This window comes from Lysobacter arenosi (assembly GCF_016613475.2).
Taxonomy (GTDB): Bacteria; Pseudomonadota; Gammaproteobacteria; order Xanthomonadales; family Xanthomonadaceae; genus Lysobacter_J; species Lysobacter_J arenosi.
On the sequence record NZ_CP071517.1, the window covers coordinates 3,365,432 to 3,390,544 of the forward strand.

Here is a 25,113-nt window from a genome sequence, read left to right on the forward strand (position 1 = left end):
GCAGCGCGGTGAGAACTAGTCGGCGCATCGCATCAATGGCCTTCCGAAGCGTTGGCTGGCTTCGCCTGGCGAACCTGGGCCGCCTCCGCGCTTGTCACGCGGCCGCCCGGATTGCCCCAGCTGTTGAGCACGTAGGTCGAAATGTTGGCGACCTCGTCGTCGGTCAGCTGGCTCATCGGTGGCATGTTGGAGTTGTAGTCCTGGCCGTTGACCTTCACCGCTCCAACCAGGCCATGCAGGATCACGCTCGGCACGCGCTTGGGATCGGCGGCGATGTAGTCCGACTTGGCCAGCGGTGGGAAGACGCCTGGCATGCCCTGTCCTTCGGGCTGGTGGCAGGTCGAGCACGTGCCGGCGAACAGGGCCTTGCCGGCCTCGATCTGCTGCTCCACCGACAGATCCCCGGTCTTGGCCGACGCGGCCGCGGTGGCCACGGCCTGCATGTTCGACGCTGCACGGTCGCCAAGGTAGACGTAGTCGACCTCCTTGCCGGAGTAGATCGCCTTGTTCTCCTGGCCATCGGCCTTGAGGATGGCCAGTGCGCCCTTGTTGAACGCGCGGAAGATCGAATGATCGACCAGCACGTAGCTGCCGGGCACCTCGAGATGGAAGTCCATCATCGCCGCGCCGCCGGCAGGAATGAGCGTGGTCTGCACGTTCTCCTGGAACCGGGTGCCGCCCTCGAACCAGACCTTGTCGAAGATCTCGCCGATGACGTGGAAGCTCGACACGAGGTTGGGACCGCCATTGCCGACATAAAGGCGCACCGTCTCGCCGACATTGGCCTTCAGGGCCTTGTCGCCGGTGAGCGCGCCTTCGTTGCCGTTGAACAGCACGTAGGTGGGCTGCTCGATGATGGCCTTCTCCATGTCGAATGGCTGATGGCCCTTCTCGCGGTACTTGCCAGTCGTGTAGAAGTCGCCCTGCATCACGTAGTACTCGCGGTTGACCGCCGGCATGCCCTCGGGCGGCTCGACAAGGATCAGCCCGTACATTCCGTTGGCGACGTGCATGCCCACCGGCGCGGTGGCGCAGTGGTAGACGTACAAGCCTGCGTTGAGTGCCTTGAAGGTGAATCGGGACGAATGGCCGGGTGCGGTGAAGCTGGAAGCAGCGCCGCCGCCGGGGCCGGTTACCCCGTGCAGGTCGATGTTGTGCGGCATCTTCGACTCCGGCAGGTTCCGCAAATGGAACTCGACCGTGTCGCCCTGGCGGACGCGGATGAAGCTGCCGGGCACCGTGCCGCCGAAGGTCCAGAAGGTGTAGGTGACACCTTCGGAGATCGGCATCTCCTTCTCGATCACGTCGAGTTTGACGATGACCTTGGCCGGCGCGGTGCGTCCCGTCGGCGGCGGCACGTTCGGCGGAGCAGTCAGCACTGCATCCACGGGCTTGCCTTGCGGCGGACCGAAATCACCCTTGCGCGAGCCGCCGCTGTCAGCGGCCTCCTCGGTCTTGCCGGCTTCAACCGGCTTGTCCCGACAGCCGCCGAGGGCCAGTGCAGCAAACGCGATTGCAACGACCAACGATTGTGAATGCACTGCCTTCATTTCCGACTCCTTTGATCGTTCAGAAGGGCGTGGACATCGTCGGCGGCGGTGACTGCGTGGTGGCTTCATGGGCCACCTGTCCGTACCTGCCGTAGGCGATCGATACGGCGGCGGCCATCGCGACGAGGATCAGGGCAAACGAGAGGGTGGTGTGACGAGCGCTGACGGATTTCATGCTACGGCTCCAGACGGTATCCACATGTGAGTGCGGGGCCAGTCTGTTCCCGCCCCGGGCGCTGGATACTGATCCTGGTCAATCCCCCACGAGTGGCTGGGACCAATCGCGCGGCCAGTTGACATAGATCAAGGGCATGCCGGGCAGGCGGTCTTGCCGTAACGTACTTTTGACGCTGCAGGACTGCGTCGGGGCGGGGAATCGTCCTGCTCATGGCAGCCACGCCTGCAACGAACCTAGCGGATGATGCGCGCGAGTCGCGAACACCGCGCCGCTGAGCACGGCGACAACGATGTGGAAATGCTTGATCTGAGGGTAGAACTCGACCATCGCTGCCTCTGAGGGGTTTGCCATCGGCGCTGAGCGCCACGCAGGAGCAAACAGACTTCGGGAGCGGCAGGCGGTGATCACCGCCTGCCGCCAAGGCCATCAACCGCGGTCGGCGGGCTCGCCTTCTCCGGACAGTGCCGTGTCGGGCTTCGGCGCGATCCACAGACGCAGCACGAACCAGGCCAAGGCCACGGCGCCGACGCTGAAGATCGTGTCGCCGGGGACGCGCATCCAGACCAGCATCGAAACAATTGGTTTCTGCATGAACTCCGCAGAGCGCGCGTAGGCGTAGCCGTGCTCGATTGCGGCGAGCAGTTGCATGGTGCCCAGCGGCAACAGGGTCAGCAGGGCCATCAGGGCCAGTCCGATGTTCAGGCACCAGAACGCAGTCCTGAGCGCCCCGTTGTTCCAGCGCATCTGGCCGCGCAGCCCGCGCAGGCAGAACAGCACCAGGGCGATGCCCAGCATGCCGTACACGCCGAACAGGGCGGTATGACCGTGCAGGGGCGTCAGGTTGAGTCCCTGCATGTAATACAGCGAGAGCGGCGGATTGATCAGGAAGCCGAACAGGCCGGCACCCACCAGGTTCCAGAACGACACCGAGATGAAGAACAGCACCGGCCAGCGATAGCGCACCATCCACGGCGTGGACTGTCCCAGCTTGTAGGTGTGGTACGCCTCGAATCCAAGGTAGGCCAATGGCACCACTTCCAACGCGCTGAAACTGGCACCCAGGGCCACCACCGCGGTTGGTGTCCCGACGAAGTACAGGTGATGCAGCGTGCCGAGCACGCCGCCGGCCATGAACACGATCGTGGCGAACAGCACTGCCACTGTCGCCGTAGAAGTTCTGATGAGACCCAGGCGGGTAAAGATCAGCGCCATCACCGCCGTCGCGAAGACCTCGAAGAAGCCTTCGACCCACAGGTGCACCAACCACCAGCGCCAGTACTCCACTTCGGAGATGTGAGTGTGCTCTCCCCACATCAATGCCGAAGCGAAGAACAGGCCGATGGCCGCCGTCGACATGAACAACAGGCCGATGATGTGGCGCGACTCATTGGTCTTGTCGCGAAGCACCGGCCACAACGCCCTTCCGACCAGACCGACCCACAGCAACAGTCCGACGAACAGATACCACTGCCAGAAGCGGCCCATGTCGGCGTATTCCCAGCCCTGGTGGCCGAACCAGAAGTTGCGTTCGAGTCCCAGCTTCTGCATCACCGCCAGCCACTGGCCAGTGAAGGATCCAACGACGATGACCAGCAGCTACACAAACAGGAAGTTCACGCCGAAACGCTGGTACTTCGGTTCGTGGCCGGACAAGGCCGGCGCGATGTAGAGCCCCGTGCCAAGCCATGCCACCGCAATCCAGAGCACGGCCAGCTGCGTGTGCCAGGTCCGCGACAGCGAGTATGGCAAGACTTCGGACAGCGCAAATCCGTAGGCGTCCTGACCTTCCACCTGGTAGTGCGCGGTGATGGCGCCAAGCAGGATCTGGACAAGGAACAATGCCAGCACGACCCAGAAGTACTTGGCCACCGCTCGCATCGACGGCGTGACGCGCAACGTGGCAAACGGATCGGTGGCGGGAACGGTATGCGCCGGCTCGTCCTTGTCATGGGAGACCGCGTGGTGCCAGCCGAGCAGCCCGATGCCCAGGATCAGGAACAGCACGCTGAAAGCCGACCACACCCACAGCGGCGCTGGTGGTGTATTGCCTACCAGAGGCTCGCTGGGCCAGTTGTTGGTGTAGGTGACCTGCTTGGACATCACGCCGGGCTGATCCGGAACCATCGCGTCGCCGGCTTCATTGGGGCGCTCGGTCGTTGCCGCCCAGGCAGTCCACCAGAAGAACGCGGTGAGGGCCCGCCGGTGCTCCGCATCGGGCACCGTGTCCTGCTTCATCGCATACGCCTTGCGCAGATCCAGCGTCGCAGGATCGGAGCCGAACAGGCTTTCGTAGTGGGCCGCCACGTTCGAGATCGCGGCGATGCGGTCCTGCGTCAGCGTGACCGTCTTCGTAGCCGGGTCGTAGGTGTTCTTGCGCATCTGCGCCTGCAGGCGCCCCTGCAATGCGGCCTGCTCTTCCGCAGGCAGTTGCGCGTAGGTGGCCATGCCGCTATCGGCACGCGCCCACAGGTCCAGGATGGTGGTGGCTTCACGGTGCAGCCAGTCTGCACTCCAGTCCGGTGCGACATAGCCTCCGTGGCCCCAGATCGACCCGAGTTGCATGCCGCCGATGGACTGCCATACCTGACGGCCCTTCTCGATGTCTGCTCGCGTGTAGAGGACCTGGCCGCCGTCGGCAACAACCTTCTCCGGGACGGGAGGCGCTGCGCGGAATATCTCGCTGCCGGCCCACAGCAGCACCGAGAACGATGCGACAAGCAGGACCGCCAGGCCCAGCCACAGCTTTCGAGCACTGCTCATGCAAGCCTCCTGCAGAGGGCGCCGTGGATCCACGTGCCAACTCTGCTCGCCGTGCCAGACACATTGGCCAAGCTGCTCCGCCCGCCACCTTACGATGTAGGCGTTAGGATTGCGTGGACGCCCCTGGCCGAGCCCGCGTCACTGGATGCGGTGATGCGGAACTTGCGTCGCCACGGAGACTTCCGACGACAGGCTTGGCGTGCGACGTGCCATCTCCACCAGCGTGACCACGTAGGCCGCCACCACCACTGCAGCGCAGGCGGTTACCGGGTTGGACGGGAACGCAAACCAGGCTGCTACCAGGCCGACGGTGCGACCGATGGCGTGCCGGTATCCGAGAGGGTGGTCGATGATCCAGGAGTACACGATCCAATGCAGTCCCAGGCCGATCCCGACGCTCAACGGGACGAATGAGGGCGCTTTCAGGTATAGCGGGATGTGCAACGCCCACAGCAGGTTGACCATCAACACGCTTGCGCCCATCAGCCGCGCCAGGGGGTTGGCCCGGGATGTCAGCTGCTCGTTGCGCATCCTCGCGATCGGAAGCGCCAGCGGAAAGATCACGCTAACCCCGAGGATGAGTATGGTCACCGCCATCTTCAGCGGAAACAGCAATCCTGCGATGCCAATCACTGCCCAGGCGATCATTCCCGCGATGGGCATCGACATGGAGCGGTTGCTCCTCGTTTCGAAATCCGTGCGCAGTGCAGCCAGTGAGTCCATTGGCGTCTTTCTCCAGGATTGGAAAATGGTGGACGGCGGCCGAGAGGATAATCGAGTCCGACACCCGGGAGCATCTGGCGACGACCAGGTCCACATGCATAATCACGGTCATGACCAGCCGCCCACCAGCAGGAAGAAGGATGACTGACCCATACAACTCTTCCGCGATCCGATCGGCGCCGTCACTCCTGAATGACACGATGGTCACGACGGCGCTCGACCTGCCTGGCTATCGGACAGTTCGCAACCTTGGCCTCGTGCGCGGCATAACGGTGAGGTCCCGCTCGATCGTCGGCAACTTCCTTGGCGGGTTGCAGACCATTTTCGGCGGCAACATCACCATCTACACCGAGCTTTGCGAGCAGGCCCGTCACGAGACCTATCGCGACATGGTGCAGCACGCCAGGCAGCTTGGCGCCAATGCAATCATTGCTGTCCGCTATGACGCCACCGAGCTGATGGCAGGGCTGACCGAAGTGCTTTGCTACGGCACGGCGGTGGTGGTCGAGCCGAAGGACACCTGACAACAACCGGGATGGTACGAGCCAGCTCGCTGGCCAGTTGATGCAGGCGCATGGAGGCCACAGATGTCGTTGCCGTTGAGAATTGCCTGGGCTGTCTTCGCAGGCCTCTGTGCATTGATGCTCCTGGGCATGGCTGCACTGCACATCGCGTCGACCACTGTGCGAGCGCGCATCGACCTCGTTCCAGGCGCACAAGTCTCGATGGTGGTTCTCCGTCTCGCGCCGGATGCGCCGCGCCTGTCGATGGAGTTTGAAGACCCGGCGCAGGCGCATCCTCCGATGGGATATTGGCGCTCGCGGCCCGAGTTGGGAGAGTGGCGTCCCATCCGCAAAGACGGCTCGTTGCGATTCGGGAACCCTGGTGAAACGGTCAAGCTTCGCGTTGTCGACCAAGCGCAGGCGCAGATTTTCGAGGCCCTCCCGGACGGTGGGCGCAGCGAGGGTCTGGTGCACCGGGATCTGGTGCGATTCGTCGACGACGGTGATGCCCGGACGTTCCGTTGGCCGCCCTTGCTTGCCTCCAGGTCGATTCCCGCGGGCCGGTCAGCGCTGGAGGTCTCGGTATTGGAAGTCGGTGATGCAATCAGGGGTGAGAGCGTCACCCTGGTCGCCGAGCCGCCGTTGGGATTCAAGCGCGGAACCGGCGGCGCGATCGACTGGCTCTGGTACCTCTACTTCTGGCCGGCATACGCACTGGTTCTTGGTATCACGGGGGTCGTGCTTGCGCGCATCACCCGGAAGTCGTCCGCTGCTGCGCCATAGCGGGCGCTCGGCAGGCGACGCTAGCCGGCCACCATCAGCGCAATGCGCTGTCCGGCACATCCAGTTGGATCGACAGCGCGAGATGGTCCGACTGCGCCGCCGGCAATGCGCGTGCATTTGATGTGCGCAGGCCGTCGCCGACCAGGATGTGGTCGATCGCGCGCTGCGGGCGCCAGCTCGGGAAGGTCGGTACGTCGCCCTCGGGTGGTTGCAGGCGGGTGCTGCGGAACAGCGCCTGCATTTCCGGGCGGTCGATCGAGCAGTTGAAGTCGCCCATCAACACCGCGTGCGGGTGGTCGTGCAGCAGTTCGGCGATGAAACCAAGCTGCGCGGCGCGCGAAGTGGCACCGAGCGAGAGATGTGCCACCGCGACCAGCAAGGCGGCGTCGCCTTCGCCATAACGCGCCAGCAGCACGCCGCGGCCGGAGATGCGGCCGGGCAGTGGGTGGTCGATGACTTCGCGCGGTTCCAGCCGGCTCAGCAGGCCGTTGGCGCTGGAAGCGACACCGCCGACGCGGCGGTTGGGCTGGTGGCTCCAGTAGTCGAAGCCGCCGCGCTGAGCCAGGTAGTGGGTCTGGTTGGTGAACCCGGAGCGCAGGCTGCCGGGGTCACTTTCGTTGAGGCCGACGATGTCGTGTTCGCCGGCCAACTGCGCGATCGTGTCGAGGCTGCCGCGCTTGTTGCCGGCCGGCAGCACGTGCGACCAGCTGCGCGCGACGTAGTCGTGATAGCCGCGCGTGCTCGACCCCGCCTGGATGTTGGCGCTTAGCAGGCGGAGCCGGCGCGTCTCCATTCGGGGCAGGGTCGCCAGGTCAGCCGCCGGCCGGGGCCGGGGCAGCGGACTTGGCGCGCTCCTGCGCGACCAGGTGGTCGGCGATGCGCAGGCTGTCCTCGAAGCTCTTGCCGACGACCTTGTACTTGCCGTTGACCACCAGCGACGGAGTCGAGTCGACGCCGGCGCGGGCGATGAAGTTGCCGGCGCGCTTGAGCTTGGCATCGACCGCGAAGCTGCTCATGGTGCTTTCGAACTGCTTGGGGTCGACGCCGTACTTGGCGTAGAAGCCGGCGATCTGGGCGTCGGTCGGCAGCGGCTGCACCGGCAGGGTGTGGTCGACGTGGATGGCGTTGAACATCGCCTCGTGGGTCTTGTCGAGCACGCCCATCGCCTGCGCGGTGTAGAACGCCTTGGCGTACGGCATCCAGTAACCGCCGAACGGCGCGGCCAGCGCGACGAACTTCACGTCAGCCGGCTGCTTGGCCTTCCAGGCCTCGACCAGCGGCTCGAAATGCGCGCAGTGCGGGCAGGTGTAGCCGAACACTTCGATGACCTCGATCTTGCCGCTGGTGGGCTCGTAGGTCTGGCCGCCGGCGATCTCGACGTAATCGGTGCCCGCGACCGGGGCCGGGCCCTGCGGCGGCGTGGCAGCTGCTGCCGGCGCCGCCGGAGCAGGCGTTTCGGCTGGCGCGGTTTCGGTCGGTGCCGGAGCGGCGGGTGCCGTCTCGGCGGGAGCTTCAGTGGTGGCAGCCGGAGCAGCCGGAGCGGCGGTGTCGGCCGGTGCCGGGGCCTGCTTGGAGCAGGCGGACAGGGCGAGCAGGCCGGTCAGAACCACGGCAAGGTGGGGCAGGCGCGAGGTCATGGATCGAATTCTCCGCAGGTGGCTATTGCTGGAAGGTGTGGCCGGCGCACGAATGCGTCCGGGCCATCAAGAGGTGTTGTCGCAAGAATACCGGCCGCCGGGGCCGACCGGTATGGCGGGTGCGCAGTCAGCGAGTCGCGCGTTCGCGCGCGACCAGCTGGTCGGCGATGCGCAGGGTGTCGTCGAAGCTGCGGCCGAGGATGCGGTACTTGCCATTCACGACCAGCATCGGCGTGCCTTCCACGCCACTGGTGCGGATGAACTGCTCGGCCTTGTCCATGCGCGCCTGCACCTGCGGGCTGTCGTAGGTGCTGGCGAAGCGCTGCGCGTCGACGCCATAGCGCGAATAGAACGCGGCGATCTCGTCGACCGACGGGTTGCGCAGCGGCAGGGTGCCATCGGTGTGCAGCGCCAGGAACATCGCGTCATGGCTGCGGGTGGCCACGCCCAGCTCCTGGGCGGCATAGAAAGCCTTGGCGTAGGGCGTCCAGAAGCCGCCGAACGGCGCCGCCATCGGCACGAAGCTGACCTGCTTGGCGTTCTGGGCCTGCCATTTGGCGATCTGCGGCTGGAAGTGCGCGCAGTGCGGGCAGGTGTAGCCGAACACCTCGACCACCTCGACCTTGCCCTTGACCGGCGCAAATGGCTTGCCGCCGGCGATGACCTCGTAATCGGTGCCCTCGACCAGCGCGGGTGCGGGATTGGCGGCCATCGCGCCGGAGACCAGCGCCGCGGCAGGCAGCAGGGCAAGCAGAAGCAGTGACTGCAGGAACGGACGGCGGCTCATCGATCGTGGTCTCGTCAGGGCTGGCGATGGGAAGGAGGCGGATCGCGCCTCCCGGAAAACAAAACGCCGGTCGTGTGGACACGACCGGCGCAAGCGAACAACAGGAGGAGATGATCGCTGTGACCGTGGGTCACCGGCGAAAGTTCCGCCTTTATGAACCGGTGGCGGGTGCCGCCGGCTCCTGGGTCGGGGCAGGCGCCGGAGCGGGGGTCGCCGCCGGGGCTGCCGGAGCCGGTGCCGGGGCTGCTGCGGCCGGTGCCGGCGACTTGGCCGCGGCCAGGTCGTCGTGGCTCGGGTGCAGGCCCTGCAGGTAGCTCGACAGCGAGCCGATTTCCTCGTCGCTCAGCTGCTTGGCGACGGTGGCCATCACGTTGAACAGGTGGGCATCGCGCTGGGTGGTGGTGCCCGTGCGGTATTCCTCGAGGCGGCGCTGGGTGTAGGCCGACTGCTGGCCCGCGATGTGCGGGTAGGCCGGGCCCGGGTTGCCGGCGCCGTCGGGGCCGTGGCAAGCCATGCAGGCCGGGATGCCGCGGTCCTTGTCGCCCGAGCGGAACAGCTGCTGGCCGACTTCGAAGAACTTCTTGCCCGAGTTCGGGCCGGTCGCGATGACGGTGTCGTCGGCGACGCCGGCGCCAGCCTTCTGGGTGGCGAAGTAGGCGCCGATGTCGCGCGCGTCCTGGGCACTGAGGGCGTCGGCGAACGGCTTCATGACCGCCGCCATGCCGGTGTTGCGCTCGCCGCTCTTGAACAGGGCGATCTGGTGGGCGAGGTAGCGCTCGCTCTGGCCGGCCACGCGCGGGTACTGCGGATCGGTCGGGTTGCCGTCCAGGCCGTGGCAGGCGGCGCAGGTGCCGGCCTTGGTCGCGCCAGCCTTGGCGTCACCCCAGACGACCTTTTCCGGCGCGGTGTTCAGCGCAGCGGCCTGGACCGGAGCGTTGTCCGGGACCGGGGTAACGGTGGTCTGGGCGTAGGCGACGGCAGCGGCCGCCATTGCGGCGAGGCCGATCATGCCGAGGACGCGGGCTTGGCTCATGTAGCTGGGCTCCGAAACACTTTAAGAGGCGCCCAGGATTGCGGACGCCGGAACCGCGGAATTATCGTCGCCGCTCCCGGTCGGGTCAACGCGGATTAAGCGTGTGAACTGCCCGAGTCAGGCGTTTTGCTGTGTTTTCGGCCTTTTGCATGGGCCTGGATCGCGGCTTCGGGTGGCAATTCCGGCGGTCGGGGGCGTCGCCATGCGATCCTATGGCATGGCCAATCCCTTTGTTCGCGCCCGCTACCTGCTGGCGGCGCATAACCACAAGCAGCTGCCGCCCGAGGGCGGGACCGAGGTCGCCTTCGCCGGCCGCTCCAATGCCGGCAAGTCCAGCGCGCTCAATGCGTTGTGCCAGCAGAACGCGATGGCGCGGGTCTCCAAGACCCCCGGCCGGACCCAGCAGCTGGTCTATTTCGACATCACCCCGCCCAGCGAGGAGCCGATCCCCGGCAACTACCTGGTCGACCTGCCCGGCTACGGCTACGCCAAGGTGCCGCAGGACCTGCAGGCGCACTGGCAGGCCTTTATCCACCAGTACTTCCAGACCCGCGAGTCGCTCAAGGGCCTGGTGGTGGTGATGGACATCCGCCATCCGCTGCGCGAGTACGACCGGCAGATGCTCGGTTATGCGGTCAACCGCGGGCTGCCGGCGCATGCGCTGCTGACCAAGGCCGACAAGCTCGGGCGCGGGCAGCAGACGCAGACGCTGCACGCGGTCAGGCGCGATCTGTTCAGTGCCTTCGGCGACACGGTCAGCGTGCAGACCTTCTCGGGCGAGTCCAAGCAGGGCGTCGACGAGGCGCGCGCCGTGGTCGCCGGCTGGCTGGGCCTCTGAGATTCCCGTCGTCCCGGCATCCGCCGGGATGACAGGCAATAAAAAACCCCCGCCGGATCGCTCCGGCGGGGGTTCGTTCTTCAGCCCGGGAGGGGGATCAGAACTTGTACGACGCGCCCACCAGGTAGGTGCGGCCCCACTCGATGTACTCGAGCGGACGATCCTTGCTGCTGGCGTAGGTCTGGTACGGCGAGTTGGTCAGGTTGCTGCCCTGCAGGTACAGGCTCAGGCCCGACATCGTGCCTTCGCCGAACTCGTAGCTGATCTGCGCATCAAGCTGGTCGTCGCCCACCACGTAACGCAGCGTGCGGTTGCCGTTGAAGTTGCCGATCTCGCCGATGAAGTCCGAACGCCAGCGCTGGCTCACGCGCGCCTCGAAACCGCCGCGCTCGAAATACGCCGTGAAGCTGTACACCTCGTCCGAAAGGCCCGGCAGCGTGATCGGGTTCGAGCCGACGCTGCTCGCGCTGTCCGGATCGACGATCTCGATGTCGCTGTCGTTGAAGCTGGCGTTGGCGACGATGCCGAAGCCCTGCAGCGGCTCCCACAGCATGTCCAGCGGCAGCGACGCACTCAGCTCCAGGCCCTGCAGCATGCCGCCCTCGCCGTTGTACGGCGCAGTGAAGTTGCCCGTGGTCTGGGCCGGCACGCCACCCGGCGGCGGCACGTAGTCGGCGACGAAGCTGCTGAAGTCGTAGTTGTCCTGCGTCTGCTTGTAGATGTAGCTGCGCAGGTCCTTGTAGAAGTACGCGGCCGCAACGTAGGCGCGGTTGTCGCCGAAGTACTTCTCGTAGGAGATGTCGAACGCGTTGGCACGCCACGGATCCAGGCGCGGGTTGCCGCCGCTCGCGCCGGGCTTGCCGGTCGAGGTGTCGACGCCGAACTCGAGCGAGGCACGCAGGTCGTCCACGCGTGCGCGGGCCACCTGGCGGGCCAGGGCGAAGCGCAGGGTCTGGTCATGCTCGAACGAGAACGCCAGGTTCAGGCTCGGCAGCACGTCGGTATAGGTCGTGCCGTCTTCGAACGGCTTGGCCGCACCGGCGCCACCGTTGGCGGTGCCATCCCAGTAGTTCGCATTCGACGACTGGTCGGTGTGCTGGATCTGCACGCCGACGTTGCCGCGGACACCGACCGAACCCCATTCGGTGTCGATGTCGGCCTGCACGTAGCCGGTGGTGATCTTCTCGTTGACCGTCCAGGCCTTCGACACCAGGTACGACAGGTCGGACACCGGATTGAAGGTCATGTAACGACCGACCGCGCCCGGGACATTCCACGACGGGATGTAACCGACGCCAGCGAAGCCGAGGTTGACCGGGTCGAACTGCAGGTCCGACGCGATCGTCGTATCGCCCTGCGCGCCGAGGTTGATGTTGCCCTCGGGCTGGGTCTTCTGCTTCTCGCGATCGGCGTAGTTCAGGCCGATGTCGATGTTCGACAGCCAGCTCGTGGCAGCCGGAGCCGGCAGCGAGACGACGACGCGTGCACCCTTGAGCTCGTCTTCGACGCTGGGAACCTTGCCGTAGCCCGAACCGTAGATGGTGTTGGTCAGGTACAGGTTGCCCGGGTTGGAGTAGTCCAGGCCCGGGTTCAGCTGCGAGAAGTCGCTGTTGCTGAAGCCCAGGTTGACCGTGTCGAGCTGCGGCGCGGGCAGGCGCTGGGTGTTGTTTTCCAGGTTCAGCTCGTCGCGGCTGGCCTTGGAGTAGCTGAGGTCGGCGTTGACGCGGGCATTGCCCACGGCGAAGTCGTTGTTCCAGCCGAACGCGTTGATCTCGTCTTCGCGCTTGTTGTACATGCCGCGGACCAGCGGGTACACGCCGCTGGCGGCGCCGCCGACGAAGGTGTTGTTGCCATTGACCTGCGCGCCGGTGATGTTCAGGCCCGGGGTGTAGTTGCCGTTGTATCCGCCGATGTGCACTTCGAACTGGTTGGCCGTGTCGACCTGCTCAGCCTCGGTGTGGAACACGTCGAGCGTGCTGGTCCAGGCGTTGGACGGGCGGTACTGCACGGTGGCCATGATGCCGTCGCGTTCGGCGTAGCCGGTGCGGCGCAGGGCCTTGATGCCGTCGGAGTAGAACGTGCCCGCAGGCACGCCCGGGCGCGCGCCGGCGCCAACGGCCGACCACGGCTCGTACAGGCCGACCTGCTCTTCCTGGATCGGCGTCTCGAGGTGCGAGTAACCGATCGAGATGCCCAGGGTGTTGTCGAGGAACTGGCCGATGTAGCTGGCGTTGACGCGGTTGCCGTCGCCGTCGCTGTCGGCGGCCGAACCCAGCGAGTTCTTCTGGTAGCGCGCACCGAAGACCGCGACCGGCTCGCTGTAGCTCAGCGGACGCACGGTCTGCATGTCGATGGTGGCCGACAGACCCTCGCCGACCAGGCTTGCATCGGGGGTCTTGTACACGGTCACGCCGTTGAACAGCTCCGACGGGTACTGGTCGAACTCGACGCTGCGGTTGTCGCCGGTGCTGACCACTTCGCGGCCGTTGAGCAGCGTGGTGGCGAAGTCGGGCGACAGGCCGCGGACGCTGATGACCTGCGCGCGGCCGGCCACGCGCTGGGCGGCCAGGCCCGGCAGGCGGGCGATGGATTCGGCGATGCTGATGTCAGGCAGCTTGCCGATGTCCTCGGCCGAGATGGCTTCGACGATCGAGGTCGAATCCTTCTTGGTCGAGATGGAACTTTCGATACCGGCGCGGATACCGGTGACCACCACCGAGTCCAGCGTCGTGGCGTCCTGGCCAGGCGTACCCGGCTGGCTCGTTTCCTGCGCCTGGGCGCCTGCGGCGATCAGCATCGTCGCCGATGCCAGTGCCACGCTCAGCAGATTGCGCTTGAGTTGCATCTCCCCTCCCACTGCATAGTGATTTTTATAGTCGGCTTGCGTACGTCGCGGCGATTGCGCCGCCGATCGTCGAAGCCCGCGCGCCAGGATTGGCAATATGAAAGACCGTTCCAGAACGTAGCGCGATGGTAGACGCAGGCATCACTGCACAAATTCCATTGCATACGTATTCATCGCCACGGCATGCAGGCAGTTGGGGGCTGCAATCGTTTTCGGGGCGCACGCAGCCGGCGCCTTCCCTCTTCAGGGCGGGCGGTGCGGGATGGCCAGGCACCGGAAGGCGCAGGCCGATCAGCGCCTAAGGCGCTGGTGTTGGCGCAGCAGGTGCCGGCAGGTAATCGCGACAGCGCGGCATCGCGCTCGCCGCGGGCGTGGCATAGGCCCAATGCAGGAATACCGGCAGCATGCGAGCCCATGACGCCTGGTTGTGGCAGCCGTCGGCGAGCAGCAGGAAATCGATGTCGGACTGCGGGCGGCACGGCTCGTACGCCAGCGACACCCGATATCCCAGTCCCGTCAGGCCCTGCAATTCGCGTTCGCCTTCGCGGCCGCCGCGGATCAGGGTGAGGGCGTCGTCGAGGGCGTCGAAGACGCCATCGTGGTCGCGATCGTCGGTCTCTTCGGCGCTGCCCACCGCGATGAACATGCGCAGGCCCTCGCGCCTGGGGCCACGCTCGACCATGGATTGCGCCAGCCGTTCATCGCCCGGCGCGCGCGATGGCGGCAACCAGAACGAGGGTGAGAATGCGCCCACACGTCCGAACAGTTCCGGGTACTGCCAACCCATGTCGAACGCCTGCAACGCGCCCAGCGACCAGCCCAGCATGCTGCGGCCGGAGGCCTGCGGCACGGTGCGGTAGTGGGAGTCGATGTACGGCACCAGCGTGCCAGCCAGCCATTGCGCGTAGTCGTGCGCGCGCGTGCCGATCGGGCCGAAGCGCGAGCTGCCGGGCCGGCTTGCTCCGGCGGCGCGGTCGGACAGGCCGTACGTGCCCATGCGATCGGTGAGCATGTCGATGGCGACCACGATCACCGGCTCGATCGCCTGCTGCGCGTACAGGCGCGACAACGTCGATTCGAGGCCGACGGCCGGCATGTCCTCGCCGTCATTGATATAGAGGACGCTGTAGCGGCGGTCGGCATGGTCGCCGTAGCCCGGTGGCAGGTACACCGAGAGCTTCACCTGCTCCGGCGCGAAGGCCGGTGCGTCCAGTTGCACGCGAACCGGTTCGGCCCGCAGCGGCAGCGCGAACGATGCGATCAGCGCGAGTGCGGCAATGGCGGCACTCGCGCGCATCGATCGATCAGCCGATTCGCGCGTAGAACACGCCGTGCGCCGGCAGGTGCAGCTGGCCTGCGTCGATATGTCCGGCCAGCAAACCATGGTCGTCAACCGGCGCCAGCGCGCCCAGATTCGCGGGAATCGCCCACTGCTGCGGCTGTGCCGACAGGTTGAACACCACCAGCAGGGATTCGTCCTCGCTGCGGCGGGTGAAGGCCAGCACCGGCTCCGGTGCGTCCAGGAACGTGATGTCACCGGCGACCAGCGCCGGATGCGCCTTGCGCCAGCGCATCAGATGGCGAACGCCGTTGAGCACGGAATCGGTTTGCGAATCCTGCACGGCGACGCTGCGCGCGCTGTGCGTTTCGGCCACCGGCAGCCACGGCTTGCCGTCGCTGAAGCCTGAATGCGTGCCGCCGTTCCACGGCATCGGCGTGCGGCAGCCGTCGCGGCCCTTGAAGTTCGGCCAGAACGCGATGCCGTAAGGGTCCTGCAGCGATTCGAACGGAACCTCCGCTTCGGTCAGTCCGAGTTCCTCGCCCTGGTACAGGCAGACCGAACCGCGCAGCGAGCACACCAGCGCCACCAGCTGCTTGGCGAGGGCGTCGGGCGCGTTGTCGCCACCCCAGCGCGTCACCGCGCGGCGGACGTCGTGGTTGGAGATCGCCCAGCACGGCCAGCCGCGCGTCATCTTCGCTTCCAGGTCCTCGACCGTGCCGCGGATGTAGGCGGCGCTGAAGTCGTCGGTCAGCAGCTCGAAGCTGTAGCCCATGTGCAGGCGCTGCTCGTTGACGTACTCGCCCATCGTCGCCAGCGAGTCTTCCGAGGAGATCTCGCCCAGCGTGGTCGCGCCCGGGTAGCGATCGAGCAGGGCGCGCAGGTCCTCGAGGAAGTCGAGGTTCTGCGGCTGCGTGTTGTTGTAGTGGTGGTACTGGAACGCGTACGGATTGTCCGGGCTGAATCCGCGCCCGGTGCGCAGTTCCGCCGGCTTGGGCGGGTTGTCGCGCAGCTGCTGGTCGTGGAAGCAGAAGTTGATCGCGTCCAGGCGCAGGCCGTCGACGCCGCGGTCGAGCCAGAACTTCACGTTGTCCAGCGTCGCCTCGCGCACGGCCGGGTTGTGGAAGTTCAGGTCCGGCTGCGACGACAGGAAGTTGTGCAGGAAGTACTGGCCGCGGCGCGGTTCCCAGCGCCAGGCAACGCCGCCGAACAGCGACAGCCAGTTGTTGGGCGGCGTGCCGTCGGGCCTGGCATCGGCCCAGACGTACCAGTCGGCGCGCGCGTTGTCGCGGCTCTCGCGGCTTTCCTTGAACCAGGCGTGCTCGACCGAGGTGTGGCTGAGCACCTGGTCGATCATCACGCGGATGCCGAACGAGTGCGCCTTGGCCAGCAGGCGGTCGAAGTCGTCCAGCGTGCCGAACAGCGGGTCGACGTCGCGGTAGTCGGCGATGTCGTAGCCGAAGTCGGCCATCGGCGACTTGAAGAACGGCGAGATCCAGATCGCATCCACGCCGAGGCTGGCGACATAGTCCAGCCGCTCGATGATGCCGGGCAGGTCGCCGACGCCGTCGCCATTGGTGTCGAGGAAGCTGCGCGGGTAGATCTGGTAGATCACCGCGCCGCGCCACCATGCTGCGTCCTGCATTGCCGCCTTCCTGTCCGTTGTGACTGCCGCCATCGTCATCCGCGCGCCGCTTGTGTGTCGTTGGGCGCGCCGGGGGGCACGCATTGGTGCGCACTATTCCATGCCGGGTAGCCGTCGGGATTGCCAGGTCCGCCTGCTTGGCGATGAATACGTATGCAGCAAGCGCGTGCGCATCGGTGCCGCGAACTACCATGGCCGCTGTTCGCAAAGGGGCGATGCATGAGTCAAGCCGCAACCGCACGCCGTCAGGCCAGGGTTCCAGGCCTTGTCGCGGGTGCGCTCGCCATCGCCTGCTCGGTCGCATCGGCGCAGCCGCCTGCCGCTCCAGCCGATGCTGCATGGCAACACGGTTTGTCGTGGCGCGGACAGAGCGTCGAGATGGCACAGGGCGGCCAAGGGTACGTGCTGTCCGGTGCCGCCAGGCCGCGCACCATCCCGTCGCAGCCCCTGCGCAGCCAGACCGCCAGCCCGCTGTTCGACGGCCTGTTCGCGCTGGCCCAGCTCGAGGTTCAGCAGGCGCAGGTCGAATCGATCACCGACAGCGCCTTCGACAACGGCAAGCCGATTGCCTGCCCTTGCTTCGAGACCGGCGAGAAGTGGCGTTACGTCTGGACCCGCGACCTCTCCTACGCGGCGGACCTCGGTTTGGCGCGGGTGTCGCCCGAGCGCACGCGTGCCTCGTTGCGCTTCAAGCTGTCCGGCGTCAGGCCGCCCGCGGCCGCGGGTGGATTCTTCGTCGCCCAGGACACCGGCTCGGGCGGAAGCTGGCCGATCAGCAGCGACCGGGTGGTGTGGTTCCTGGCGGCGCGCCATCTGATCGATGGCAAGGATGCCGACGGCAGCCGCTTCGCCGACGAAACCTGGCGCGCGCTGACCTACACGCTCGCGCAGGACCGGCAGTTCGTCTTCGACGACAGCGTCGGGCTGTATCGCGGCGAAACCTCCTACCTCGACTGGCGCGAGCAGTCCTACCCGCGCTGGACCGCGAACGATGTCGCCTTCATCGCGCAATCGTTCGCGCTGTCGACCAACGTCCTGCAGTACCAGGCACTGCGCCTGGGCGAGCAGATGGCCAGGCGTCGCGGCGATGCCCGCGCGGCGACCTATGCGCGCCAGGCCGATGCGCTGGCCAAGGCCATCGACCGTGCGTTCTGGCGCGAGGATCGCGGCCTGTACATGAGTTACATCGGCACGGCCGAGCATCGCGTCCCGTTCGAGGCGTATGACCTGCTGGGCCTGGCGCTGGTGATCGAAAGCGGCATCGCCCCGCCCGATCGCGCGCGCCGCGCGCTGTCGCGCTACCCGGCGCTGGAAAGCGGCAGCCCGGTGATCTGGCCGCAGCAGCCCGACACCGCGATCTATCACAACCGCGCGATCTGGCCGTTCGTCAGCGCCTACTCGCTGCGCGCCGCGCGCACGGTCGGGCATGCGCCGCGCATCGCCCACGAGATCCGCTCGCTGATGCGCGGTGCCGCGCTGGCCGGATCGAACATGGAGAACTTCGAACTGGTCACGCAGGCCGTGCACGTCGACGACGGCGCACTCAGTGGGCCGGTGGTCAACTCGCCGCGTCAGCTGTGGTCGGTGGCGGCCTATCTGGACATGGTCATCGAAGGCGTCTTCGGCGTCGGCGAGGACGGCAGCGTCAAGCCGATGCTGCCGGCCCAGCTGGTGCCGATGCTGTTCGGCGACCGCGACGAGATCTCGCTGCAACTTGTCCAGCGCAAGGTCACCCTGCGTCGTCCGCGTGCGATCGAAGGTGACTTGCTGGTTGCCGGCACGACGCGCGTCGACGGGGTAAACACCGTTGTCGACCTGGTCGCCACCCGCAGCACGCAGGCAACGCTGGCCACGGACGCGGCGGCGTTCGCGCCTGCCTCGCCACAGGCGCCGCTGGTGCACGCGGCCGGCACGCAATGGCGGGTCACGCTGCCACCGGGCACGCGGCTGTATGTCGACGGCCAGCGCCGCGCCGATGCCGGCACGTCGTCCATTGCGGTGACGCTGGCCAGGCAGCCGTACCAGCAGTGCCTCAGCCTGACCCGGATCGGCGAGGGCGGCATCGAATCGCTGCATGGTCCTACCCACTGCATCGCTGACCAGACCACGGTCGCCGGTGAATGGCCGCGACAATGGACGGCCACGTCGGGCGGACGCTTCTCGGTGCGCCTGGACTTCGTCAATCCGCACGGTCCGATCAACACCGGCATCACCGCGGCGGTGAAGACGCTGGTGGTGGACTGCCCCGGCCAGCCGCAGCAGACCGGGACACTGGTGATGCCGCACGGCCAGGCCCGGCAGCTGTCCAGCGCGGTCGTGTTCGACGCCAGGGCCGGAGCGCAATGCCGCTTCGACCTGCGCGACGGCTTCAACATGAGCTACCTGAGCCACTTCGCCCATTACACCGGCGGCACCGGTGGCGCGGCCGGCGCGTTGAACTCGGCCGAACTGGGCGAGCTGCATGTGGTCCGACTTGCCGACCTCCCCGCGAAGGCGGGGACCCAGTGACTTCCGCCGTGATCGAAGTCAAAGTCGCTGGGTTCCCGCCTTCGCGGGAATGACGGCATCTATCTCAGGGGATCGGCGCAATGACCACCAAACCGCAGCTGTCGTTCTGGCAGATCTGGAACATGTGCTTCGGCTTCCTCGGCATCCAGTTCGGATTCGCCCTGCAGAACGCCAATGTCAGCCGCATCTTCCAGACCCTCGGCGCCAGCGTGGACGAGATCCCGGCGCTGTGGATCGCCGCGCCGCTGACCGGGCTGATCGTGCAGCCGATCGTCGGTTACCTCAGTGACCGCACCTGGACGGGCCTGGGCCGGCGCCGCCCCTACTTCCTGATCGGCGCGGTGCTGGCGACTCTGGCCCTGTGCGCGATGCCGAACTCGCCGACGCTGTGGATCGCCGCCGGCCTGCTGTGGGTGCTCGACGCGTCGATCAACATTTCGATGGAACCGTTCCGCGCCTTCGTCGGCGACCAGTTGCCGACCTCGCAGCGCGCCAGCGGCTTCGCCATGCAGAGTTTCTTCATCGGTGTCGGCTCGGTGATCGCCAGCCTGCTGCCGTGGTTCCTGGCGCAGGTCGGTGTCGGCAACACCGCCGGCCCGGGCGAAGTGCCCGACACCGTGCGCTACGCCTTCTACTTCGGCGGCGCGGTGCTCATGCTCTCGGTCGGCTGGACGATCGTGCGCACGCGCGAGTACCCGCCAGAGGTGCTCCGCGCACACGACACGCTGCAGCGTGCGCCACAGCGCACGCTAGACCACGTGCGTGCACGCCGCAACGGCGCGGTGTGGCTGCTGCTTGGCGCAGCCGGTGCGTACGTGGTCATGCATTACAACCTCGACCGCCAGCTCTACGTGCTCGCCGGCCTGGCCGCCGGCTACGGCCTGGCGCTGCTGGTGGTGACGCTGTTGCGGCGCGATAGCGCCTTCGCCCACATCATCGGCGACATGCACGACATGCCCGCCGAGATGCGTCGCCTGGCGGTGGTGCAGTTCTTCTCCTGGTTCGCGCTGTTCGGCATGTGGATCTACACCACCGGCGCGGTCACCGGCGTCCACTACGGCACCAACGACACCGGCTCGGCGCTCTACAACGAAGGCGCCAACTGGGTCGGCGTCCTGTTTGCCGCCTACAACGGGTTCGCAGCGCTGGCCGCCATCGTGATCCCGTGGATGGTGCGCCGCATCGGCCTGCGCATGAGTCATCTGATCAATGTGTGGCTCGGCGGGCTCGGCTTGATCTCGTTCCTCTTCATCCGCGACCCGCATTGGCTGCTGCTGTCGATGGTCGGCGTCGGTTTCGCCTGGGCCTCGATCCTGTCGCTGCCCTACGCCCTGCTGGCCGACAGCGTGCCGGCGGAGAAGATGGGCGTGTTCATGGGCATCTTCAATTTCTTCATCGTGATCCCGCAGCTGGTCGCGGCCAGCCTGCTTGGCTTCCTGCTCAAGACCTTCTTCGGCGGCCAGCCAATCCAGGCGCTGACGATCGGCGCCGTCAGCCTGTTCGTCGCCGGCCTGTGCGTGCTGCGCGTGCAGGATCCCCGCGCGGCCACGCTTGCCACCAGCCACTGAGACCAATCGATGCCGAACCCGAAGTTTCGACCGCTCGCCGCCACGCTGCTGGCCGTACTCTCCGCACAAGCGGCAGCTGCCGACCGGGCGCCGGACTACTACGGCACGCTCGAACCCTTCGCCAGCGAGTCGGTGTACTTCGTCGTCACCGACCGCTTCGTCAACGGCGACACCGGCAACGACCATCGTGAGCAGGGCGGGCCGGATCCGGCCACGCGCAGCTTCGACCGCCCGGTGCCGGGACCGGACGGCGAGACCGACAACATCGGCTACCTCGGCGGCGACTTCAAAGGCGTGCTCGACAACGTAGGCTACATCCGCGACATGGGCTTCACCGCGGTGTGGATCACGCCGATAGTGGACCAGCCCGATGCCGCCTTCACCGGCGGCAAGCCGGTCAGCTGGGGCAGCTTCTGGACCGACCAGGGCAAGACCGGCTATCACGGCTACTGGGGCGTGAACTTCTACAAACTCGATGAGCACCTGCCCAGCCCGGGCCTGGATTTCGCCGGTTTCACCAAGGCGATGCACGGCCAGGATATGAAGGTGGTGCTCGACATCGTCGGCAACCACGCTTCGCCCGCGTTCTCGATGCCGAAGAGCCAGCCGGAGTTCGGCAAGGTCTACGATCGCGACGGCAAGCTGCTCGCCGATCACCAGAACCTGCCGCCGGAGAAGCTCGACCCCGAGCACAATCCGCTGCACGCGTTCTACCGCTCGCCGGCGGAGATCGCCGAACTGGCCAGCTTCAACGACGGTAATCCGGCCGTGCTCGACTACCTGTCCGGTGCCTACCTGCAATGGCTGGGGCAGGGCGCCGATGCATTGCGCATCGACACCATTGGCTGGATGCCGCATACCTTCTGGAAGCAGTTCGCCGACCGCATGCGCGCGCAGCGGCCGGGACTTTTCATGTTCGGCGAGAACTTCGAGTACGACCCGGACAAGATCGCCCCGCATACCTGGGCGAAGAACGGCTCGATCAGCGTGCTCGACTTCCCGATGAAGGAGCGGATGGCGCAGGTGTTCGGCCGTGGCGACAAGCCGCACGGTTACGAGAACCTGCAGCCGCGCCTGTACCTGCAGGGCGGGCCGTACGCCAACCCGTACGAGCTGATGACGTTCTACGACAACCACGACATGCCGCGCCTGGATGCCAGCGACGAGGGTTTCATCGACGCGAACAACTGGTTGTTCACCGCGCGCGGCATCCCGGTGATCTATTACGGCTCGGAAGTCGGCTTCATGCGCGGCCGCGCCGAGCATGCCGGCAACCGCAACTACTTCGGCCAGGAGCGGGTCGATGCCGCGGTCGGCAATCCGATCCGCGAGAACCTCAAGCGGATCGCGAAGGTCCGCGCGGCGTCACCGGCGTTGCAGCGCGGCGTGCAGCTGGACGTGCTGCTGAAGGCCGACAAGGCCGCGTTCTACCGCGTCTACCAGCACCAAGGCGTGTCGCAGATCGCGCTGGTGCTGCTCAACAAGGGCGACCAGCCGGCGCAGTTCGAGGTGAAGCGCTGGTTGCAGGCGGGCCGGTGGAAGGCGGCGATCGGTGGCGGTGAGCTCAACGTCGCCGAAGGCAAGGCGCTGAACACAACCGTGCCGGGGCATGGCGTCGAGGTTTATCTACTGGATGCACCGGTTCAGCGCGCCGACCTTCGGCGCGAACTGGATACGGCGATGCGGACCAAGCGTCCGCAGTAACTCAGGCCCCGCTCGATTTCCTCACCACCAGCGACGCCGGCAGCGTGATGCTCTGCGTCGCCTCGCCGTGCACCTGCCGCATCAGCGTCTCCACCAGCAGTTCGCCGGCGCGCTTGGTGTCCTGGAAGATCGTCGTCAGCGGCGGCGTGGCGAAGCGCGCCATCGGGATGTCGTCGAAGCCGACCACGGCGACGTCTTCTGGCACGCGCAGGCCGGCATCGGCCAATGCCCGCATCGCGCCGATGGCGATCAGGTCGCTGGCGGCGAATACCGCGTCGAAGGCGCCGCCACGTTCCAGCAGTTCGGCGGCGGCGTTGTAGCCATCCTCTTCCGAGCTTTCCGCATCGACCTGCAGGATCGCCTCCATCGCCGCGCCGACTTCGCGCAGGGCGGCGTCGCAGCCGCGGAAGCGGTCGAAGAATTCCGGGCAGTGGCTGGACGCGCCGCCCAGGAAGGCAATACGGCGACGGCCCTCGCCAACCAGGTGCTCGCCGGCGAGGCGGCCACCGTTGAAGTTGTCGCAGCCGATCGACTGGCCGGGCTGGTCCGGCAGCACCGCGCCCCAGCGGACGAAGCGCGTGCCTTGCTCGACGAGCTTTTCCAGCTTGCCCTGGTAGGCCAGGTAGTCGCCGTAGCCGAGCAGGATCAGGCCGTCGGCCTTCATGCTGTCCTCGTAGTCGGCGTGCCAGTCGTCGGACAGCTGCTGGAACGAGATCAGCAGGTCCTGGCCCTCGCGCGCACAGGCGCGGGTGATCGAGCCGACCATCGACAGGAAGAACGGATTGATGTGCGACTCGTCCGGGGTCGGGTCCTCGAACAGCAGCAGCGCCAGGGTGCCCGAGCGCTGGGTGCGCAGGCTGGAGGCGTGGCGGTCGACCTTGTAGTTGAGTTCGCGGACGGCGTCCTCGACCCGGCGCCGGGTCTCGGCATTGACCAGGGGGCTGCCGCGAAGCACGCGCGATACCGTCGCCTGCGAGACACCGGCCCGGTGGGCGATGTCGAGCGAGGTGGTCTTGGTCTTCTTGCTGCGACCGACGAACTGCATTTGGGACATCCGTGCAGTGTAGGCAGCACGGTCAGCCAAGGCATGCCGCAGCGCGGCATCGCGCCTGCTCAAACCCTCCCGCAGGGCAGACCGGAAGCCCCAGCAACCTCAAATGACGACCTACAGCGTTTCAGGGCCGCCATTGTTCCAGACGCGCCCGCCGCTACACTGCGCAAGGCTTGCTATCAGCGGGGATGTCCCCACCATGCTGGTCAGGTGGGTGCCTTCACGTCGCTTGCAAGTTCAAACGCGACACTGCACCGCCGTTCCGCGCTTTGGCCACATCGCGCGAGCAGGGCATCAGCCCTGCAGATGGAGTTTCCCCCGCGAGGTGCATGTGTCCGGTCCCAGTCATGTCAAGGAAGTAGCCATTGAGGGCCGGGCCGACCTGGTCGAGTTCCTCAGCTCCGGCGCGCGCCCGCGCGAGGACTGGAAAATCGGCACCGAGCACGAGAAGTTCGGTTTCCGCAACGATGACCTGCGCCCGCCCACCTTCGACGGCGATCGTGGCATTGAGGCATTGCTCAAGGGCCTGACCCGTTTCGGCTGGCAGCCGGTGGAAGAGCACGGCCGCGTCATCGCGCTCACCCGCGACCAGGCCTCGGTGTCACTGGAGCCGGCCGGCCAGCTCGAACTGTCCGGCGCCCCACTCGAGAACCTGCACCAGACCTGCAGCGAGACCTCCAGCCACCTCAAGGAAGTGCGCGCGGTCGCCGAGCCGATGGGCCTGGGCTTCCTCGGCATGGGCTTCCAGCCCAAGTGGCGCCGCGACGAAATGCCGTGGATGCCCAAGGGTCGCTACAAGATCATGCGCGAGTACATGCCCAAGGTCGGCTCGCTCGGCCTGGACATGATGACGCGCACCTCCACCGTGCAGGTCAACCTCGACGTCGGCTCCGAAGCCGACATGGTCAAGAAGTTCCGCGTCTCGCTGGCGCTGCAGCCGATCGCCACGGCGCTGTTCGCCGACTCGCCCTTCACCGAGGGCAAGCCCAACGGTTATCTGAGCTACCGCTCGCACATCTGGACCGACACCGATGCCGGCCGCACCGGCCTGCTCGATTTCGTCTTCGAGGATGGCTTCGGCTACGAGCGCTACGTCGACTACCTGCTCGATGTGCCGATGTACTTCGTCTACCGCGACGGCGAGTACATCGATGCGTCCGGCCAGTCGTTCCGCGACTACCTCGACGGCAAGCTGCCGGCCTATCCCGGCCACCGCCCGCTGCTGCGCGACTGGGCCGACCACAGCACCACCGCCTTCCCGGAAGTGCGCCTGAAGAAGTACCTGGAGATGCGCGGCGCCGATTCGGGCCCGTGGAACCGCATCTGCGCGCTGCCCGCGTTCTGGATCGGCCTGCTCTACGACGATGCCGCCCTCGACGCCGCCTGGGACCTGGTCAAGGACTTCACCCTGGAAGAACGCCATGCCTTGCGCGACGGCGTGCCGCGTCAAGCGCTGAAGTTGCCGTTCCGCGGCGGCACCGTGCTCGACCTCGCCCGCAAGGCGCTGGAGATTTCCGCGCACGGCCTGGCCAGGCGCGCACGCCTCAACCGCAACGGCGCCGACGAGTCGATCTACCTGGATCCGATGATGGAGTTCGCCGAAGCGGGCATCACCCCGGCCGAGCGCAAGCTCGAGCTGTTCCATGGTGCCTGGGGTGGCAGCGTCGATCCGGTGTTCACCGAGTTTGCCTACTGACCCCGAGCCCGTGCAGGTAGGCTAG

General features: G+C 66.6%; 18 protein-coding genes and 1 pseudogene. 7 read left to right on the top strand and 12 right to left on the bottom strand.

The window, feature by feature from the left end:
• Positions 1-32: 32 nt before the first annotated feature.
• From nirK to HIV01_RS15460, 4 genes and pseudogenes are all read right to left on the bottom strand, one after another.
• Positions 33-1,550, bottom strand: coding sequence for a copper-containing nitrite reductase (gene nirK / locus HIV01_RS15445; RefSeq protein WP_200609129.1), 1,518 nt, complete (start codon positions 1,548-1,550; stop codon positions 33-35).
• A 19-nt stretch (positions 1,551-1,569) separates the two neighbouring features.
• On the bottom strand, positions 1,570-1,725 hold the full coding sequence (locus HIV01_RS15450; protein ID WP_200609127.1) for a hypothetical protein: 156 nt from the start codon (positions 1,723-1,725) through the stop codon (positions 1,570-1,572).
• A gap of 429 nt (positions 1,726-2,154) precedes the next feature.
• Positions 2,155-4,488: pseudogene (locus tag HIV01_RS15455) on the bottom strand (nitric-oxide reductase large subunit).
• A gap of 138 nt (positions 4,489-4,626) precedes the next feature.
• Positions 4,627-5,307 (bottom strand): DUF7010 family protein, encoded by a 681-nt coding sequence (locus HIV01_RS15460; protein WP_425600237.1) that lies wholly within the window; start codon positions 5,305-5,307, stop codon positions 4,627-4,629.
• Positions 5,308-5,351: 44 nt separating this feature from the next.
• Here HIV01_RS15460 and HIV01_RS15465 point away from each other — a divergent pair, with 44 nt between their 5' ends.
• A complete protein-coding gene (locus HIV01_RS15465; RefSeq protein ID WP_200609123.1) occupies positions 5,352-5,735 on the top strand; it encodes a YbjQ family protein in 384 nt (127 codons plus the stop codon).
• Between the two features lie 63 nt (positions 5,736-5,798).
• Positions 5,799-6,497 (top strand): hypothetical protein, encoded by a 699-nt coding sequence (locus HIV01_RS15470; RefSeq protein ID WP_200609121.1) that lies wholly within the window; start codon positions 5,799-5,801, stop codon positions 6,495-6,497.
• A gap of 34 nt (positions 6,498-6,531) precedes the next feature.
• Here the strand turns inward: HIV01_RS15470 and HIV01_RS15475 are convergent, their stop codons facing one another.
• The 4 genes from HIV01_RS15475 to HIV01_RS15490 form a co-directional block, all read right to left on the bottom strand.
• A complete protein-coding gene (locus HIV01_RS15475; RefSeq protein WP_200609119.1) occupies positions 6,532-7,290 on the bottom strand; it encodes an endonuclease/exonuclease/phosphatase family protein in 759 nt (252 codons plus the stop codon).
• A 19-nt stretch (positions 7,291-7,309) separates the two neighbouring features.
• On the bottom strand, positions 7,310-8,134 hold the full coding sequence (locus HIV01_RS15480) for a thiol:disulfide interchange protein DsbA/DsbL (protein WP_200609117.1): 825 nt from the start codon (positions 8,132-8,134) through the stop codon (positions 7,310-7,312).
• Between the two features lie 127 nt (positions 8,135-8,261).
• A complete protein-coding gene (locus tag HIV01_RS15485; protein ID WP_200609116.1) occupies positions 8,262-8,921 on the bottom strand; it encodes a thiol:disulfide interchange protein DsbA/DsbL in 660 nt (219 codons plus the stop codon).
• Between the two features lie 151 nt (positions 8,922-9,072).
• Positions 9,073-9,954: a c-type cytochrome gene (locus HIV01_RS15490; protein WP_207527005.1), complete on the bottom strand. Its 882-nt coding sequence runs from the start codon at positions 9,952-9,954 to the stop codon at positions 9,073-9,075.
• 217 nt (positions 9,955-10,171) lie between these two features.
• Here HIV01_RS15490 and yihA point away from each other — a divergent pair, with 217 nt between their 5' ends.
• Entirely contained in the window at positions 10,172-10,792 is a 621-nt protein-coding gene (gene yihA, locus HIV01_RS15495) for a ribosome biogenesis GTP-binding protein YihA/YsxC (RefSeq protein WP_200609112.1), read from the top strand.
• A gap of 97 nt (positions 10,793-10,889) precedes the next feature.
• Here yihA and HIV01_RS15500 read toward each other — a convergent pair whose 3' ends face one another.
• The 3 genes from HIV01_RS15500 to HIV01_RS15510 form a co-directional block, all read right to left on the bottom strand.
• Positions 10,890-13,637 carry a TonB-dependent receptor gene (locus HIV01_RS15500; RefSeq protein WP_207527006.1) on the bottom strand — a complete coding sequence of 916 codons (2,748 nt, stop codon included), beginning with the start codon at positions 13,635-13,637 and terminating at the stop codon, positions 10,890-10,892.
• 298 nt (positions 13,638-13,935) lie between these two features.
• Positions 13,936-14,934 (bottom strand): alpha/beta hydrolase, encoded by a 999-nt coding sequence (locus HIV01_RS15505; RefSeq protein ID WP_207527007.1) that lies wholly within the window; start codon positions 14,932-14,934, stop codon positions 13,936-13,938.
• A gap of 7 nt (positions 14,935-14,941) precedes the next feature.
• A complete protein-coding gene (locus HIV01_RS15510) occupies positions 14,942-16,561 on the bottom strand; it encodes an alpha-glucosidase family protein (RefSeq protein ID WP_200609107.1) in 1,620 nt (539 codons plus the stop codon).
• Between the two features lie 219 nt (positions 16,562-16,780).
• Between HIV01_RS15510 and HIV01_RS15515 the strand changes: the two genes are divergently transcribed.
• The 3 genes from HIV01_RS15515 to HIV01_RS15525 all read left to right on the top strand — a co-directional run bounded on the left by HIV01_RS15515 (position 16,781) and on the right by HIV01_RS15525 (position 22,341).
• Entirely contained in the window at positions 16,781-19,069 is a 2,289-nt protein-coding gene (locus tag HIV01_RS15515; RefSeq protein ID WP_245156832.1) for a glucosidase family protein, read from the top strand.
• Positions 19,070-19,149: 80 nt separating this feature from the next.
• Positions 19,150-20,637, top strand: a complete 1,488-nt coding sequence (locus HIV01_RS15520; protein WP_200609106.1) for an MFS transporter — start codon at positions 19,150-19,152, stop codon at positions 20,635-20,637.
• 9 nt (positions 20,638-20,646) lie between these two features.
• Positions 20,647-22,341, top strand: coding sequence for an alpha-amylase family glycosyl hydrolase (locus HIV01_RS15525; protein WP_200609105.1), 1,695 nt, complete (start codon positions 20,647-20,649; stop codon positions 22,339-22,341).
• A 1-nt stretch (position 22,342) separates the two neighbouring features.
• Here the strand turns inward: HIV01_RS15525 and HIV01_RS15530 are convergent, their stop codons facing one another.
• Complete coding sequence (locus HIV01_RS15530; RefSeq protein ID WP_425600238.1) at positions 22,343-23,386, bottom strand: LacI family DNA-binding transcriptional regulator; 1,044 nt, start codon at positions 23,384-23,386, stop codon at positions 22,343-22,345.
• 337 nt (positions 23,387-23,723) lie between these two features.
• Between HIV01_RS15530 and HIV01_RS15535 the strand changes: the two genes are divergently transcribed.
• Positions 23,724-25,088, top strand: coding sequence for a glutamate--cysteine ligase (locus HIV01_RS15535; protein WP_200609103.1), 1,365 nt, complete (start codon positions 23,724-23,726; stop codon positions 25,086-25,088).
• Positions 25,089-25,113 lie beyond the last annotated feature (25 nt).